Consider the following 18444-nt stretch of genomic DNA (forward strand, 5'->3'; position numbering starts at 1 on the left):
ATTATCCCAATGGCAAATTCAGTTTATTGAAAAAATTACTTTTCTTGTTCTTTTTTCTTAATAGTTTCGTCTCTTAGGTTTTCAAGATAATCAATCCATGGCTGGTTGATGCCTTGTGCCTTTGCACCTTTAATCATGTAACCAAGATATTTAAGTGATGGTGTGTATGGACCTTTTGGATTTGCTACATAGTAAAGGTCAGCATTATACCATTTGCCATCTGGTGAAATAACTTTGAAAGTTTCACGGTTGTAAATCCCTAGCGGAACATCTTCAAGAATATCAAGTGCTTCGATCTCTTCTTTTTTAATTGTGTAAACAACACCTTGAACAAGACCGCCTGGTTTTGGAACGATACTACTGATACCGCCTTCAAGGTCAGTTGAATATTTTCTAAACTGGATTTCATAGTTTGGAAGATGTGCTGTTGTTACGCGTTTCGCACTTGGTGTCCATTGTTTAAAATATGTTTCATCAAGGTTTGAACCATAACCGAAATAATAAAGAACACTGTCATCAGTTGGGTTTTCACCGCCTGTATCGAAATCAGCTGCTAATGCTTGGCCGCCGACAAACATAAATATCACGGCGATCAATGAAGAAAGTTTTTTAAACATTGTTGGATCCTTTGTGTAAATGAAAAATTTTTCAAATTTTATAATGCAGTGTTATTCAGCATTTACAATTAAAAATAAATAAAGCGTTACGTCAATAAAACGAATAAATATGACTACATTGTTTAATAATTTTTATTTGTGGCTTCATATATTTTCATTTGATTGATGTGATGAATTTGCGCACTATGATCACAATCTGATGAACTCTGCGATAATTTAAGGACATAAAATGGACAAAGCATCAATAGTACTGGTTACTCTGGTTTTATATCAATCATTATTGATCGCAGTCGGTTATTGGGCATCAAAGCGCGTCACCACCGAAGAAGATTACTTCCTTGGCGGCAGGCAGCTAGGCCCTATCGTCGCAGCCCTTAGCTATTCTGCCAGTTCATCATCTGCATGGTCATTACTGGGCATGAGTGGTGCTGCATATATGCTTGGACTGTCATCAATTTGGATTGCAGCGGGTTCCATCTTGGGCGCCGTAATTGCATGGATATATGTCGCGCCAAGAATGGTGAAATTTGCCCATGAAAACAACACTGTCACAATCGGTGATTTTCTGGGTCATAATGTGGAAAGCATCTGGCAAAAAAGAATTGTGAAAGCATCCGCAATTGTCATTCTAATTTCATTTGCCTTTTATGTAGCCGCACAATTCCAAGGGGCGGGTAATACATTTTCATCCACATTCGACATTTCGCTTGATAGCGCCATTGTGCTTGGGGCTGTTATCATCATGGTTTATACATTCCTTGGCGGTTTTTGGGCCGTTAGCGTAACGGACGCCATCCAAGGCGCATTAATGGTTATGGCATCGATTGCATTACCGCTATTCGCACTCATAAAAATTGGTGGATTTGGCCCGCTGTTTGAAGGTTTAGGTGAACTTGGAAGACCGGAACTTCTTGAATTAACAGGTGAAAATATTGGATTAGCTGCCATTGGTTTTGCCCTTGGTTCATTGGCCATTGGCCTTGGCCCGATCGGACAGCCGCATTTGCTTGTGCGTTTTATGGCACTGCGTGATGAAAAAGCAATGCGTCAAGCACGCGCCTTAACACTTTCATGGTTTATTATTGTGTTCATCGGAATGTTTATTGTTGGTCTTACCGCCAACGTACTGATCCCGAACCCTGAATTTGGCGCAGAAGCAATCCTGTTCCAATTAACAGGCATTATCTTTACACCTATCATCGGTGCGATCATTTTGGCAGCTGTTCTTTCAGCGATTATGTCAACGGCGGATAGCCAATTGCTCGTGGGTGCATCCAGTATTTCATATGACCTAAAATTCGGCCAACGATACAAAGGGAAAGAAGTACTTGTTTCAAGGCTTGCTGTTGCATTTTTGGTGGTGATGTCGATCCTGATTTCATTATATCTGCCGGCAACAATTTTTGACCGCGCGTTATTTGCATGGAATGCGCTTGGTGCGGCATTTGGTCCAACGGTTGTTATGAAACTCGCCGGATACCGTTTTACCGGAAAAACGATTTATACGGCACTACTAACCGGCTTTATCACTGCCGTCGCTATTTCATTATTCCCGGACACACCGGGTGACGTGATTGAACGCAGTATTCCGTTCGTGCTCGGGTTTGGAATTTTATACTTCGGACGCGAAAAAGATTAATTTAATCACTATTCATTAATGAAAAGAAATCAGCACCTGCCGTTGACGGCAGGTCATTTCTGAAATCATCCATGATACGTTCTGCAAGGCACGATGTTGCAATTGACTGGGTATCCGGCGTCGCACGCATCACGATATATGTATGGCCTAGGTTCGGGAAACCCTCTTCTTCGGTCAGGATTTGCAAGCCCGGTACCACAACTGATTTCGCCATGGTTGCAACAGCGAACCCGGAAAGCGCCGCGATCGTTAACACAGCCCAGCTTTTACTTTCCAAAACCACTTTATATTCAAGTGGTTCATCATCATCACTTTTATGTTTTTGTAATGATGAAACAGTATTTTTATCAATGGGGGAACCATCAAGGAATAGTGCCAAATCAAGTGGTCGTTTGGTATGGGCGATGCCATCTTTCGACGTCACCCAAACGATCGGATCTTTTTTAAGAACAATGTCGCCCTCTTCCGGTGTTCTAACGGCCAAAATGGCAATATCCAGCTCACCCTTATTCAGGCGTTGTGACAATATATTTGAGCCCGCTGATTTAATATCCAGAACCACATCCGGATGGGTTGCTGAAAATCGTTTTAGAATGTTCGGCAAAAACAGCATGGCATAATCATCAGGAATACCAAGGCATACTTTACCGTCGATTTTCTGACCTTGAACCTTTTCAACGATATTATCATGCATGGATAATAACTGTCTGGCGTAAGAAACCATGTTTAGGCCCGCCTCGGTCAGAACCAGTTCACGCCCTTTTTTTTCAAAAAGCTGTTTACCAACCAGATCTTCAAATCGTTTCATCTGCATGCTGACAGCGGGCTGTGAGCGAAACACAAGTTCGGCGGCACGTTTAAAACTTCCGGTATCAGCAAACGCAATGAAAGTGCGAAGTAATTCTATTTCTAAATTAATTTTCATGAATCCCCTTATATCAAACTTCCCATTGAAAAGAAGATTAATTTTATTTTCGTTTTTCTTATTCAAGACTTAATTTTAATTCAATTGATTATCAGGAAAAGGCGCACGATAATTACAGGCATTAATAATCATGAGAATTAGTTACGTGTTAAATCGAAAAGATATTTTTCCAGAAGATCAATTGCCAGACGTGAATGTCATGCTGCAGGTCGGCAAGGATATGGCACGCGAAGTCACTGTTGGAGATAGCCCATTCTTATCGCTTTATGGCGTAAAAAGCGAAAAAGAATATAAAGAACAACAAGTTAAAGATGGCCGTGTCATGTTGCATGGTCAAATCGGTTTTCGTAGCCCGATTAAAAGTCAGGATGCCTATAAAAAGATTTATGAGGATATCGCCGACGCAGGATACCGCATTGACCGTTATGGAATCTGTCTTGACTGGAGCATGGGTTATCCAAAAAAATTACGCGCAGGCATGCCAAAAGGCACAGGCCTAATCCTTGATAATGAGGGGGATTTTGCCGCCTTAACAAAATGCGCGCCAGTAGCGCCGCACTTCGGCGATTTCGTGATGGGCACCCCCGCCGCATTTGAAAATACGATCGCCGCTTTAAAGGCCGGCTCAACAACCATCGGCAACATTGGCCAATTTTTTAATTTCCGTATGCCGCATTGGAATGATGACATTACCACCACCGCTGAAACGGTTAAAGCACTTGCCTTGTGTGCAGCACAGCCCGTAGATATTCTGATCCATTCAAATCTGGATGATGGCTTTTCTGCGCTTTTCTGTGATCTCACCTGCAGCATTGGTGCGGTTCTGATCGAACAATATATTGTCGACGAATTAATCGGCGCCAACATTTCACATTGTTACGGTCATACATTTTCTGATCCGTTAACGCGACTTGCGTTCCAACGTGCCCTTGAAAGAGTGTCGATCAATCCGGGTTCAATGGTTTACGGCAACACGACCATTTATGGTCCCAACACGACCGTCAATTATTCTAATCTCGCAAGTTATATGATGCCGGACATCATTGGACAAATGACAAGGCCAACTGGCCATGGGTTAAATCCTGTTCCGGTGACCGAGGCACTGCGCATTCCTGACACACAAGAAATCATTGATGCGCATCTATTTACAAACCGTCTGATTGAACGGACAGAGGGTTTTGTCCCGATGATTGATTACGGTGTTGCCGATGATATCGCCGACACATTAATCGAAGCAGGCACAAGATTTAAAGAAAGCGTTCTTAAGGGATTAGAAGAAGCGGGCATCGATATTAACAATCCGTTTGAACTGTTGTTATCCATTCGTCGGATTGGTGCCAAAAAGCTTGAAGAGCTATACGGCCCCGGTGAAATTGACCACACGCAAATCAGAAACAGAAAACCAGTGATTAAAGCAACAACAGTCGCTGAACTCGAAAATAAAGCTGACGAAGTTGCAGAATTTTTAAGCGCCGAAGAAAAAGAAATCATCAAAGACAAACGTTTTAGGGCCTGCGTTGCCTGTACCGATGTTCATGAATACGGAAAAGTTCTGATCGAAGCTGTGCTTAACAAAGTTGATGTAAACGTTATTGATGGCGGCGTTAGTACCGATCCTGAAGTGGTCGTAAAAGAAGCACAGGAAAAGTCGGCATCTTTCATCGCGATCAGCACATATAATGGCGTCGCCCTTGATTATATCACCAGATTAAGAAAAGAACTGGCAGACGCCGGATTATCACTGCCCATATTCATTGGCGGAAAATTAAATCAGGTAAAAGACGACGATCATTCAAGCTTACCTGTTGATGTCAGTGATGATTTAAGGCAACTTGGTGTCACGGTATGTTTAACCGTTGAAGATTTACTGACCGAACTGGTTAGAATGGTGCAGGGAGCACGTTATGACTAAAAACATCGGGATCATCGGGGTCGGCCATTTCGCCGGATATCTGGTCGAAGGGTTTATGAACCGCGCCCCATCAATCAACATAACATTATCCCCACGCAACAATGAAAAGGCAGCGTCCCTTTCAAAAGAATATGGATGTCAGGTTGCCACCGACAACCAAGATGTTATCAATAAATCAGACATTATTATTCTGGCCGTTAGACCAGACACAGTTAACAGTGTGCTTGATGGATTAGAATTTCCAGAAAATAAATTGGTCATTTCTGTGGTGGCCGGATCAAAACCTGATTTATTAAAACCGCTTATTGCCCCGGCAAATGTTGTTTGTTGCTTACCCATATCATGTGCAGCGGTCAATCAAAGTCCGACTTTGCTTTACCCGCACAATGACGAAGCACATGAACTGCTTTCCTTGCTTGGCACAGTCATCCCGTGCCAAAACCAACAAGAATTCACCACCGCTAGTACCTATAGCGCCTTTTACGGATGGCTGTTTGAATTTATCGCGAAAGCTGGAAAATGGGGCGAAGAAAATGGCCTTGATCCAGAAATGGCACGCAAAATCACAGAACAAACAATTTGTGGTGCGGCCATCATGTCCGGCAAAGATAGCGACAAGACATTTGAACAGATCATCGAAAATGTCGCGACCAAAGGCGGCATTACCGACCTTGGGTTAAAAGTGATTAATGCTGACGATGGTTATAAACCATGGCTTGATGCCATGGACGCAGTAAAAAACAGACTTTCCGGTTCGCAGGACAGCTAATCCAGACTATATCGCAATCAATTTTATTGGTTGACCCCATACATAAATTACGCAATGATTTCCGCAATTATTTACATACAAAATAACAGGAGGAAATCTTGCGGAAATTATCAACAACTTTTCTATCACTTGCAACAGCAGGGTTATTAACCACATCCGCACTGGCGCAAACCACCGTTTCATTTTCGGATAACGTCCCGTCACAAGGCAACCTTGTGATTGGCGTATTTGAAAATGGTGACCTCGGCAGTTTCGGACAAACGATTGACAGCAATTCAAATGGCGCCTTGAGCCATGCCATTAAAGCCGCCGATTTTAAAGCAGGCGAGATGAGCACGAAAGTCATCCCTGCCCCAATGGGGTCTGGATATGATCAGATTATGCTTGTGGGACTTGGTGCAAAGGGCGAAGAAAAATCTGACCTTCAGTGGCAAAAAATTGGCGGTGACGCCGCACAAGACGCGGTAAAAGCATTTAAGCAAGCCCCATCAATGGTATATGACGTATCCGCAAATGCGACTGCAAATCTGGCTTACGGCGCAAAGCTTGGTATTTATTATTTTGATAAATATTACACAAAAGAAAGCCGCCAGAAGAGCCAGGAAAACATTACCATCATCAGCAACAATGATGATGACGCCAAATCACATTTTGATGCAGAACTTGATCCGGTTGCTAACGCAATCTGGCACGCACGTGATGTTTCCAATGAACCGGCCAATGTAATTTATCCGGAAAGCTTCGTTGAAAGATGGACCGAGAAATTCGCTGGCATGGATAACATCACGATCAAAGTCATTGATGAAAAGGAAATGCTGGAAATGAATATGGGCGCCATTTATGGCGTTGGTCGCGGTAGTAAACGCCCACCGCGTATCATGATTGTGGAATATAATGGTGGCAACAGCGGCGATAATCCTGTCGCTATCGTTGGTAAGGGCATCACGTTCGATACCGGCGGCATCAGCATAAAAGGTTCCAACAACATGTGGAACATGAAATTTGATATGTCCGGCGCTGCAAGCGCGATCGGGACCATTTATGCACTTGCCGGTCGAGGTGCAAAAGTGAACGCCGTTGGTGTTGCGGCACTCGCTGAAAATATGCCAGGCGGCAATGCACAGCGCCCGGGTGATGTGGTAAATACCATGTCTGGTAAAACCGTACAAATCAGATCAACAGATGCAGAGGGGCGCTTGGTTCTTGCCGATGGCATTCATTATACCGATGTAACATATGATCCGCCGCTTCTTGTTAATCTAGCGACACTGACCGGGTCAGCGAGCCGTGCTTTAGGGGATGATTACGCGGCGCTTTTCTCGCGTCATGATGAACTTGCGGATAAATTACTTGATATGGGTAAGGAAACCGGTGACGAGCTTTGGCACCTGCCGCTAAACAAGAATCACTTTAAAGCCATCGAAAATAATGTAGCGGATATTATGAACTCCGGACCATCTGCTCCGGGTGCGAGTGCAGGCGCTGCATTCATTGGTGCATTCGTACGTGAAGAAACCAATTGGGCCCATCTTGATATTGCTGGTGTTGCATATTCCGATAAAGCCATGCCGACCAAGGCTTCACCGGGTTCAAGGTCCTTTGGAATCAGGCTTTTAAACGGATACATCAAGAAACATTACGAAAATTAATAATCCAATATTTGAAACATTAAAGAACGGCCTCTTTGTTAAATAAACATTGGGGCCGTTTTCTATAAATCACTACGCTTTACATAAATGCTGATAAGCTTTATTAAGTACGTCTTTGTTGATGATTAATAATTGGAACACACAATCATGGAAAATGTTAAGACTATCTGGCTTCGTTCAGAATCAAGACCAACAGAACGCCGTACACCGCTTTTACCGGAAGGTGCAAAAGAGCTAATGGCAGATGGATATAATGTCGTTGTTGAAAGATCAGACAACCGTATTATTCCAAATGCCGATTATGAAGCAGCGGGTTGTGAAATGGTGGATGCTGGCGGATGGATGAACCATCCTGAAGATGCCATTATTCTTGGCCTTAAAGAATTACCGGAAGAGCCAGCGGTTATTAAAAACACTCATATCCTTTTTGCCCATGCTTATAAGGAACAATCAGGTTGGAAAGAAACACTAACGCGTTTTACAACGGGCGGTGCTGACCTTCTTGATATTGAATATATGACCCGTGAAAACGGAATGCGTTATGTGGCATTTGGTTACCGTGCTGGTTATATGGGTGCAGCCCTTTCCATGCTTCATTGGTACAGTAAGCAAGCAGGCGAGAGCTATATTGATGCACCGCTTCAACCATTTGAAAATGCTGACATTCTTGATGATACAATTGCAAAACTTGCTGTGGATAAGAAAAAACCAAAGGTACTAATCATTGGTGCTGGTGGTCGTTGCGGAACAGGCGCAGCTGCAATTTACGAACGCCACGGCGCGGAAGTCACAAAATGGGATTATGAAGAAACACAAAATCTTGACCGTGATGCCGTCGCAGCGCATGACATCATGATCAACTGCGCATTTATCAAGAGCAAAATTGACCCATTCATCCGTATGCAGGACATCAAGGAAGGAATGAACCTTTCAATCGTGACTGATGTAGGCTGTGACCCATTTAGCGACTTTAATCCTGTTCCGATTTATGGCGAACCAACAAGCTGGGATAAATCATACATTGAGGTTTCCGGCGAAGATGGTACATCACTTGATCTAATCGCGATTGATAACCTGCCTTCACTGCTTCCACGTGAATCAAGCGAAGAGTTCGCTGAACTAATGCTACCGCATCTTAAAGTTCTTAGAACACGTGATCAGGAACAACCATGGACATCTGCAAAAGCAAGCTTCGACGAAGCCGTTAGCAGAATGAACAATTCTTAATTCGAAGGGACGATAAATGTCATCAGATAAACCATCAATTCATTGGATCGGTGCCGGACTTGCATCTGGCCCAGGTCTTGTATCTCTTGCCAATAAATGGGGCGAAGCCACAGTTTGGGACATGACACTTGACCGTGCCAAATTTTTAAGTGAACAAGTAAACGAAGGCGCAAAACTTAATGTTGCTGAACTTAACCTTCGTGACGAAGCATCACTTCAAAATTTCAAAAATACGCTGAACAAAGGCGACATTATTATTTCAATGCTGCCTGCGACTTTCCACGTGGAAGTGGCCAATGTTGCTTTGGACGAAGATTGCCATCTGGTAACATCAAGCTACCTAAGCGAAGAAATGATTGCCCTTGATGAAAAAGCAAAAGACAAAGGTCTTGTTTTCATCAATGAAGTGGGTCTTGATCCTGGGATCGACCACCTGCTTACGCATATTATTGTTGATGAAGCCAATAACGCTGGCGTGCTTGGTAAAGGAAACAAAGTTGATTTCGTTTCTTATTGTGGTGGTTTCCCTGCGGAACCAACACCATTTACATATAAGTTCAGCTGGACACCACTTGGTGTGTTGACAGCGCTTACCAATCAAGCCCAACTTGTGCAGGACGGCGCAGAAACGACAATCAATAAAGCATGGACCAACGTTTCTGAAATCGCCATCCACGGCGAAACATTCGAAGCCTATGCAAACCGTAACAGCCTTCCTTATATTGAGGAATATGGCCTTGCTGGTGAAAGCAATCTAAACACTTTTGTTCGCGGCACGCTTCGTATGGGCGGATGGAAAGAAGCATGGAAAGACATCTTTGATACAATTGAAAATGCGTCAATGGATGATCTTAAGGCCCTTTCTGATCAATTATGGAATGACCATCAATATGCTGACGACGAAGAAGACCGCGTTGTGCTTTATGTGGCACTAACAGCCGGTGACTGGCATGGATCACTAACAGTTGATGCAAAGGGTACTGGATGGCGTTCAGCCATGGCCGATACCGTATCATATACAGTGGCCGAAGCCGTAAGCGCGATCATTGAAAACCGTTTGGACACAGGTGTTCAACCAGCACCGCACGGCATTGCTGAAGCTAAGCTATGGCTTGAAGGCCTTAAAGCCAATGGCATCGAAGTAAAGTGTGAAAATATTACGCTTTAAATTCAAAAAGAATTTCAAATAAAAAGGCCGGGATTTTTCCCGGCCTTTTTTGTTTCTATTTCCTGTTATTATTCAACGGCGGCCAACACATCCCGTGTAAAGGCAACAACGTCAAACACAGCAACAGTACTATCATCATGACCGCGCCTGATAATGGCGATATTTCTATCTGGTATCATCATAATACGCTGACCACGGTTACCATTGGCCATATACATATCTGCCGGAAGTTCCGGAAATTTTGATTTCGGATACAACCACCACTGTGCACCATAACCAACACCCCTGCTTGGTTCGGATGGCGCCGGTGTTGATACATAATCACCCCAATTATCCGGTAATATGCGCTCGCCCTGCCAGACACCACGGTTCAAATAAAGCACTGCAAGACGGCCAAGATCACGTGCTGTGGTCCACACTTGCGATGACATGATAAAGTTACCATCCCAATCGGTTTCTAGCTTCGTATCCAACATACCGATTTTATAAAGCACCTCTTTAAATGGATATTCCATATATTTCTGGCGATCACCGATAGATTCTCTTAATGAACGAATAGCAAGCATCGTATCATTGTTGGCATATTTCCATCTGCTGCCCGGCTCGGCTTCAACCGAAAGACTGGTGGACCAGTCACTCATCAGCGCACCACCGAAATAAACATCATCGGTTCTATTGCCTGCACGGTTATGATGAAGACCACTTCCCATATGCAATAAATTTTCAAGCGTAATGCGACCACGCGGATCGCCCGGGCGTTTCCACGCTTCAATATCTGCGGGCGCCTTTACATCAACGATGCCATCATCAACTGCTGCACCAATCACAGTTGCCGCAATGGATTTTGCCACCGACCATGTACGGTGCGATGTATGAATATTAAATCCGTCACGATATTCTTCACCAAGCATCTTATCCGGTGTTGTCACCAATACGGCCGTGGTATAAGTCTTATCGCCGTATGTCTTGCCATCAAAAGCTTTATGAATAATGTCATTTAGTTTTTCATTATCATATGAACCGACCTTATTACCAATCGGCCAATTTGCATCCGGCATTTCCGGTTTATCAACATCGATGGTTGGCATATATTCACGGTCATCAAGCGATGCACCGATTGGCAATTGCACACATCCCAGATGATCACGCCAAACAACGTATCTTGGCGGCATCGTATCGCTGTATTTTACACTGACATATTTTTCATCGCGGTCAATAACCGCATCCGGCATATTGGATAACGGCTCACGGTAAGCAGGATAAATACCCGCTAGCTCTTCACGGTTAATCTGTTCAACGGCTTTTCCGCCATTAAAGACACCCGAACAGGTAAAGGCCGCTTTATAACCCGCGACCTGTGCGTTTAAATGATTATCAGTAATTGGATTTTGTGCCATCGCAACCGTTGACGATAACGCCAACATTATTGCCGATGCCTGCAAATTCTTAAGCATGTTCTCTCCCTTTTATTTTTAAAGAGAGTGTAACAACTTTTTAGTGAAGACAAAGAAAAAATTGATCTTATTTTTACTCTTTCGGTGTCATGCCGACTTGGCCTTTAAATGTACTACCCTGCACATAAAGGTTCGCAAGACCCTCTTCCACATATTCTTTGGTTAATTGCAGCTCAACACCCTCGTATTTACAAGCGGCTTTTACCTGATCGATAATGAATTTTGGTTGATATGCCGCCAAACTTTTACCGCAAACTTCCTCAATATAATGAACGGTAAAATCCAAGATATCATCAGTTAGTTCAAGCCCCGCTTTTCTGGACACCGCAGCATAAATAGCACGGAAAGCCTCAATCGATGGATCTTTGGTTTCTAGCTTATAAGGAATACGGCGAAGGAAGGCCGGATCCATCAAGTCATCCGGTGAAAGGTTTGTAGAGAAAATCACAAGTTCATCAAACGGAATTTCAAATGATTTCCCTGAATGAAGTTTCATAAAATCAATTCTGCTTTGCAGTGGAACAATCCAACGATTCAATAATTGTTCCGGACTTACTTGTTGACGACCAAAATCATCAATAATAAAAGTTCCGTTAAGCGCTTTAATATGAAGTGGTGCTTCATAAAATTTTGTCAGTTCATTAAATTTTAAATCAAGCATTTCCATATTTAATTCACCACCCGTGATAATCACCGGGCGTTTACATGGTAAAAAGCGTTTATCGTTCATTGCCCTAAAAAGCTTACGTCTTTCAGGATCAGGGTTTTCCACCTCAACGCTTTCATGAACCGCAGGGTCGAAAACCTTAATGATCGTTCCATCCACTTCAATCGCATGTGGAATATAAATTATCGCTTCGTAAATTTTCGCCACTTTTTCTGCGACTGTTGTTTTACCATTTCCAGCCGGACCATAAATCAGAATACTCATCCCCGAATTAACGGCTGGTCCCAATCGGCGGGTAAATTCATCCGGCACAACGATATCATGAAATGATGCTTCAATATCTTCTGGTGAAACGCGTTCATCGCCAATTGCCTGCGCGCGAACCTGTTCACAATATTTCTCAAGCGGCACTGGTGCTGGGCCAAAATATTGATTTTGCGCCATGGCGTCATTAAAGAAATCACGACCAAGCATGGTCAGTTTATATCTTAACTGCCCCATTCCCCCGGTGGTGCTATTTGTCATACCAACTGATTCAACCAGTTTTCTATCAACCATTCTTTGAAGGGCTGCATCAATAATATTTGATGGAAGTCTTAATTCATTCGCAAGCTGGACACCGGTTTCCAGATTTTCCATTCCCATGCCCTTAGCCATAAGCTGTAATACTAGCAATGGGTCATAACCAACATCTTCAAGTTTCGTTGGTGCTTTTGGTTCGTAATACATTAATCTTCCCTCCTTGATAATTCATTGAAGGCATTATGACAAAAATCAGTTACTTAATTATTACCTAAACAAATAAAAAAATTATTTATCGAAAACCGAATGGCGATACACTTATTCCAACTTATTCATTTGATACTGTAAAATTAGCTGTTTTTAACGCGTTTTTTTTAATAAAATAATAAGTATTTACAACTATACCTTTCTTAAGATGAAATAATCATGCAAGTGCAACAAGGAATAGTAACCAGAGTAATCAAACCAATGCAAAAATATAAAACCGCACTTTTCGGGGGGAAATGCATTTGCAAAGTCATTGCATGTGTTTCAATTATATTATGCAGCATTCAATTTTCCATTGCACAAACCATATCAACACAGGCAGTAAAATCAGAACTTACCGTCCGGTTTGTACAATATGTATTTTGGAAAGATGACCCTGATTTAAACAATATTGATATTGGTTATTTTGGCGAAGATGATCTTCAATATACGACATTAATGTCCACTGTTGAAAACAGATTAGTCAGAAACAAAACCCTAACTTTAAAAAAAATAAATTCATTATCCGATATAGCTGATCTGGAAATTTTATTTGTAGGTTCAAACGCTGGCCAGCCTCTTTCCGAAATTGCCTTCACAATCCGCGATAATAACATTTTGCTTATCAGTGATGAAAACAGCGCCCTTCAACATTCAATGATTAATTTAACGGTGACAGATGACAGTACCGTTTCCTTTGAAGTGAACCGCGCAAACATTTTGCTAGAAGAACTGGACGTCAGCAGTGATATTTTGCTTCTTGGCGGCTCTGAAATGGACGTGGCACTTCTTTACCGTGAAATGGAAGACAACCTGAACAGGTTAGCAGGAGAATTTCTTGAACTTGAAAGAAATTCAGAAGAAGCAAGCCGAAATCTTAATGAAACGCTTTCGAGATTAGAAACACAAAATGCAACACTGAATGATCAAAATAGAACCATTTCAGAACAGGCCGAAATCATCAGCAATCGTCAAAACGAATTGGAAAACATCCGTTCCGAAATGGAACAGCTTAGCCAGCAAAATATTAACGAAAGAGCATTACTCGAAGAACAGCAGGCGCAACTTAACCAAAGCAGGGATGAGGTTGCAAGACAGCAGGAATTAATCGCGAGCAACGAAGCACGCTTATCTGAGCAACAAGCAGCGCTAGAAGATCAGCGACTTTTACAAGAAGCACTAACAGAAGATCTTGGCCAACAGACACAAATTATCGGCCAACAACAATCATTATTGATCGCGGCTGTCGTCGCTATTATTGCCTTTTTATTGCTTGTACTTCGGATGCTATATTTAAGCCGAGAAAGAAACCGTGCTCAACAGCAACTCATTGCAGCTAATGACGAACTTGAAGACAAGGTCATCGAAAGAACTTACGAACTGACCAAAGCAAAAGACGAAGCCGAAGAAGCAAACTTTGTGAAATCTGAATTTCTTGCAAATATGAGCCATGAATTAAGGACGCCGCTTAATGCTATTATTGGATTTTCAGAAGCCATAAAACTAGATATTTATAGCAAGGTAAAAAACACGCCGCTTGAAGGCCCGATTGATGACATAATCGCCAGCGGCAAACATTTGCTGAACATCATTAACGATATCCTTGACCTGGCTAAAATTGAAGCCAATAAAATCACCTTAAGCGAAGAAGAAATTATATTTCAGAATTTCTTCACACCGATTAAAAATCTGTTTTCACCTGAATTAAGCAGCAAAAACATGAAGATCAATATCAGTAATAATATTAGACATGTGAAACTTTTCTGTGATGATCGCCTGCTTAAACAAATGCTGATTAACCTTATCCAAAACGCCATTAAATTTAGCCCTGATGGAAGCGAAATTGATATCCTGGCAAGAATAGACCAGCATCACTCAATTGCGATTGCCGTTAAGGATAATGGTGTCGGCATTCCTGCGGATCAATTAGAATCCGTCATACAGCCCTTTACCCAACTTGATACTTCAAGTCAGATCAGTCACGAAGGAACCGGCCTTGGTCTATCACTTGTACGTGCCTATATCGAAGAGCACGGTGGTAACTTGACCCTAGAAAGCATTGAAGGAAAAGGCACCACAGCCACCCTTCATTTCCCGCCAGAACGGACAATCAATCTTTTATAATTTCATTACTGGGAAAAACCATAATAGACAGCAAAAACGATCAAACAAATTATAATGCTGACCAGTTTCGCATGCTTCCAAGGTTCTAAATCAACCTTAACCACCTGATTAACGCGTTCCACATATTCTTCCGGCCAAATTTTACTGACAATGTAAACTAGCGTTGATGTAATTAAAAACACTAGCGCCAGAAAATGTAAGAAATGAATTTCATCATTCGTATTAAACATAGATTTTGCAAAATTCTGCACTTCTTCACCAAATGCAAAAACAAACAGATAAAAGATTGCCGGCCCTGTGATCATAGCAATTTTTGCTGCCCGCGCCGTCGCTGTTTTGGTTAAAAATCCAAACAGGATGACCGCAAGCATTGGACCAAAGAATGTCGCATTGATCTTTTGTAGATAATTATAAAGGCTGCCTTCCGTATCAATCATCGGGGCGGCGATCATCGCGGCAATCGCAAGTACGATACTGCATACGCGTCCCGATAAAACCACCTCTTTACCCGAAGCATCCTTATTCATAAAGATCTGATAAATGCCCTGACTGAATAAAGTCGCGGAACTATTCAAAACACTGTTAAACGTGCTTAATACGGCCCCCACCATAACGGCGGCAAAAAATCCCACAAGTGGTTCCGGCAGAACCTCTTTCACCAGCATCGGATAGGCCAGCATTGCATCTTCTTGTCCAATTTCGCTTCGGAACATATAAAATGCAATCACACCCGGAAGAACGATGATAACAGGCCCTAGTATTTTAAACCCTGCCGCTATCAAGACGCCTTTTTGTCCTTCTTTAAGGTTTTTGGCACCAAGTGCGCGCTGAATAATTGATTGGTTCGTGCACCAGAAAAAAATCTGATTAACAATCATACCTGTGAACAGAACACCAATTGGTAAAAAAGAACCCGGCTCATCGCCGGTGATATCAAATTTTTCCGGCACCGCCGTATAAACCGTGTTCCACCCGTTAATCGGATTGCCGTCCCCCACGAACATTAATCCCAATAACGGAATAAGTAACCCTGCGATCAAAAATCCGATACCATTTATCGTATCCGATATGGCAACAGCCTTAAGCCCGCCAAAAATAGCGTATAATGAACCAAGTGACCCAATGGACCATACCATCAGCCAGCGGGCGGTTTGCCTGTCGATACCAAGATTTTCAGATACATTAAAAAGGCTTTCTAGCCCTGCTGCACCAAAAAGCAACACCACCGGTAAAATGGCTACAACATATGAAAATAGAAAGAGTAAAGTTGCAATAACCCGCGTTGATTGATCGAACCGTAATGATAAAAATTCTGGGATCGTCGTTAACCCACGTTGCAAATAGCGCGGCAGAAAATAAAGCGCGGTTAATACCATCGCAAGCGCCGCCGTCGTTTCCCACGCCATAACCGCAATCGTATGCGCAAATGCATCGGCATTTAAACCGATCATATGTTCCGTTGATAAATTCGTCAGAATCAGGGAACCGGCAATCACCCACGCCGTCAAACTACGTCCTGCAAGGAAATAATCATCTGACGAATTCATATGATCATCACGGGTTTTCAAATATGAAATAAGCGCTACAAGCCCCGTAAAGCCAATAAAAGATGTTACTGCCAGCATGTCATTTATTCCTCACCCTTTTTATTTTGTTATTTCATATAAAAGAGCATTAGACAACATCGAATTACTGCGGCAATATACCTGCAAAATTTTCAAGAGTTATAATAATGCACAAAATATTAGTATCCGACGTTGGCGGGACAAACGGTAGATTTGCAATCGCAACCCTTAACGCTGATGGAAAACTGGACAGTATTTCCAACATCGGCGTTTTACAATGTCGTGAATACAAGACATTCTCTTTAATGTTGAAAGATTATCTTTCGACCATCAATGAAACGCCAGCAATCGCTCGTTTCGCCATTGCTGGCGCCATGACCGCAAGACGCGGAAACCTATGGCATTTTAACTGGGAAATTGTTGCAGAAGATCTTGAAAATGAATTTCATTTCGAAAACGTAACATTACTTAATGACTATGAAGCCTTGGTGCATTCAATACCACATTTAAGCAATGATGATTTAAAAACAATCTCACCTGCGACAAGTGGTCTTACCGGCGCACCATTTAGCGTTTTTGGAGTGGGCTCAGGGTTAGGTGGTGCCATTGGTGTACCATCAAAACACGCATTAAACGTTGTACCAACCGAAGTCGGGCATATTTCATTTGCGCCCAAAACAGAAAGACAACAAAAATTACTGACATTTACCAAAAAATCTGTTCCACATGTTTCCATTGAAACATTTATGTCAGGAAATGGCATTTGCAGGATATATGATTTTCTAAATTTTGATCAGCAACTTAATGCGGATGAATTAACCGCCGCGCAAATATCACAAAACGCACAAAATAATAATGATCCGCTTTGCGTAGAAACCATGAATTTATTTTTTGAAATGCTTGCCAGTATTGCCGGTGATATTTCCGTGGCGCAAGGTGCCAAGGGTGGCGTCTTTATTGGTGGCGGCATTATCCCGAAAAACATAGACTTGATCGGTCATGATGATTTTATTGCAAAATTTACCGATAAAGGGCCCATGACCGATTATAATAAACAAATACCTGTTTCGATTATTACGTCGGACATGCCCGCGCTTATCGGTTCAGCGATGGCGCCAAACTGGAATGATTAATGATTAAAATACTAACAACACTCGCCGCATGTTATATATTGCTTTTGTTGTTACTTTATGTTTTTCAAAGAAGTCTTCTTTATCAACCAACAGACATATCACCTCTTGCATTAACACCTGAAAACCCATTCAAGCAATTCGCCATAGAAAGCCATGACGGGTTCGAATTAAAACACTGGCGCTTTCAAGGACGTGAGAATAAGAAAACTATCGTTTTCTTTCATGGTAACGCGGGTAATGCGGCAGACCGTATTATGATGATGCGACGCCCTGCACAAGAAGGGTTTAATATCATTCTTGCGGAATATCGTGGATACGGCGACAATCCCGGCAAGCCGTCTGAACAAGCCAATATTGCCGATGCAGAAAACCTAATCAATCATTTGATCTCGCAAGGACTTAATGAAAAAGATATTATTTTAATGGGACGCTCACTCGGTACTGGGGTTGCCGTCCAAATGGCAACAAAATATGATGCATCACTTCTTGCTCTAATATCTCCTTATTCCAGTATGGCTGATGTGGCCGCAAGCCATTACCCAATACTTCCGGTAAAGCTGCTTCTGAAAGATCGTTATAACAACATAGAGCATATTAAGAATGTAGATGTTCCTATTCTGATGTTTCATGGAAACCGTGATAAAGTTATTCCGATAAAATTTGGCCAAAAATTAGCCAACATTAATAACAATGCTCAATTTAATGAACTTCTTGGTTACGGTCATAATGATTTGAATATGGATGACATTAACAATCATATTCTTGAATACTTAAATAATTCACTTGACTAACGTGATCACATCAATATTATTTCTTGAAATTTTATA

Annotated in this window: 14 protein-coding genes; 9 read left to right on the top strand and 5 right to left on the bottom strand. The window is 42.2% G+C overall.

The features are described from left to right. Nucleotides 1–35 precede the first annotated feature (35 nt). Nucleotides 36–617, bottom strand: a complete 582-nt coding sequence (locus KW060_RS12325) for a gamma-glutamylcyclotransferase family protein (RefSeq protein ID WP_249035688.1) — start codon at nucleotides 615–617, stop codon at nucleotides 36–38. A gap of 229 nt (nucleotides 618–846) precedes the next feature. Here KW060_RS12325 and KW060_RS12330 point away from each other — a divergent pair, with 229 nt between their 5' ends. Further along, entirely contained in the window at nucleotides 847–2256 is a 1410-nt protein-coding gene (locus KW060_RS12330) for a sodium/proline symporter (RefSeq protein WP_249035689.1), read from the top strand. Between the two features lies 1 nt (nucleotide 2257). Here the strand turns inward: KW060_RS12330 and KW060_RS12335 are convergent, their stop codons facing one another. Beyond that, nucleotides 2258–3181, bottom strand: a complete 924-nt coding sequence (locus tag KW060_RS12335; RefSeq protein ID WP_249035690.1) for a LysR family transcriptional regulator — start codon at nucleotides 3179–3181, stop codon at nucleotides 2258–2260. A 130-nt stretch (nucleotides 3182–3311) separates the two neighbouring features. Here KW060_RS12335 and KW060_RS12340 point away from each other — a divergent pair, with 130 nt between their 5' ends. The 5 genes from KW060_RS12340 (at nucleotide 3312) to KW060_RS12360 (ending at nucleotide 9906) form a co-directional block, all read left to right on the top strand. Then, nucleotides 3312–5093, top strand: a complete 1782-nt coding sequence (locus tag KW060_RS12340) for a cobalamin-dependent protein (RefSeq protein WP_249035691.1) — start codon at nucleotides 3312–3314, stop codon at nucleotides 5091–5093. Then, nucleotides 5086–5862, top strand: coding sequence for an NAD(P)-binding domain-containing protein (locus KW060_RS12345; protein WP_249035692.1), 777 nt, complete (start codon nucleotides 5086–5088; stop codon nucleotides 5860–5862). The genes KW060_RS12340 and KW060_RS12345 overlap by 8 nt, the downstream gene beginning before the upstream one ends. 98 nt (nucleotides 5863–5960) lie before the next feature. Continuing rightward, entirely contained in the window at nucleotides 5961–7511 is a 1551-nt protein-coding gene (locus KW060_RS12350; protein ID WP_249035693.1) for a leucyl aminopeptidase, read from the top strand. Between the two features lie 147 nt (nucleotides 7512–7658). Further along, on the top strand, nucleotides 7659–8738 hold the full coding sequence (locus KW060_RS12355) for a saccharopine dehydrogenase (RefSeq protein WP_249035694.1): 1080 nt from the start codon (nucleotides 7659–7661) through the stop codon (nucleotides 8736–8738). Nucleotides 8739–8754: 16 nt separating this feature from the next. After that, on the top strand, nucleotides 8755–9906 hold the full coding sequence (locus KW060_RS12360) for a saccharopine dehydrogenase family protein (protein ID WP_249035695.1): 1152 nt from the start codon (nucleotides 8755–8757) through the stop codon (nucleotides 9904–9906). Nucleotides 9907–9974: 68 nt separating this feature from the next. Here the strand turns inward: KW060_RS12360 and KW060_RS12365 are convergent, their stop codons facing one another. Continuing rightward, nucleotides 9975–11360, bottom strand: coding sequence for a serine hydrolase domain-containing protein (locus KW060_RS12365; protein WP_249035696.1), 1386 nt, complete (start codon nucleotides 11358–11360; stop codon nucleotides 9975–9977). A 73-nt stretch (nucleotides 11361–11433) separates the two neighbouring features. Continuing rightward, the gene (locus KW060_RS12370) at nucleotides 11434–12756 is read right to left on the bottom strand and encodes an ATP-binding protein (RefSeq protein ID WP_249035697.1); all 1323 of its coding nucleotides are present in this window, start codon (nucleotides 12754–12756) and stop codon (nucleotides 11434–11436) included. A 261-nt stretch (nucleotides 12757–13017) separates the two neighbouring features. Between KW060_RS12370 and KW060_RS12375 the strand changes: the two genes are divergently transcribed. Continuing rightward, nucleotides 13018–14919: a YfiR/HmsC family protein gene (locus tag KW060_RS12375; protein ID WP_249035698.1), complete on the top strand. Its 1902-nt coding sequence runs from the start codon at nucleotides 13018–13020 to the stop codon at nucleotides 14917–14919. Between the two features lie 5 nt (nucleotides 14920–14924). On the opposite strand, the gene KW060_RS12380 is transcribed toward KW060_RS12375, so the two are convergent. Beyond that, entirely contained in the window at nucleotides 14925–16544 is a 1620-nt protein-coding gene (locus KW060_RS12380) for a solute:sodium symporter family transporter (protein ID WP_249035699.1), read from the bottom strand. A 107-nt stretch (nucleotides 16545–16651) separates the two neighbouring features. On the opposite strand from KW060_RS12380, the gene KW060_RS12385 reads away from it, so the two are divergent. Next, nucleotides 16652–17617 (top strand): glucokinase, encoded by a 966-nt coding sequence (locus tag KW060_RS12385; RefSeq protein ID WP_249035700.1) that lies wholly within the window; start codon nucleotides 16652–16654, stop codon nucleotides 17615–17617. Further along, entirely contained in the window at nucleotides 17617–18408 is a 792-nt protein-coding gene (locus tag KW060_RS12390) for an alpha/beta hydrolase (RefSeq protein WP_249035701.1), read from the top strand. Before KW060_RS12385 ends, KW060_RS12390 begins: the two co-directional genes overlap by 1 nt. Nucleotides 18409–18444: the final 36 nt, after the last annotated feature.

This window comes from Pseudemcibacter aquimaris (assembly GCF_028869115.1).
Lineage (GTDB): Bacteria > Pseudomonadota > Alphaproteobacteria > Sphingomonadales > Emcibacteraceae > Pseudemcibacter > Pseudemcibacter aquimaris.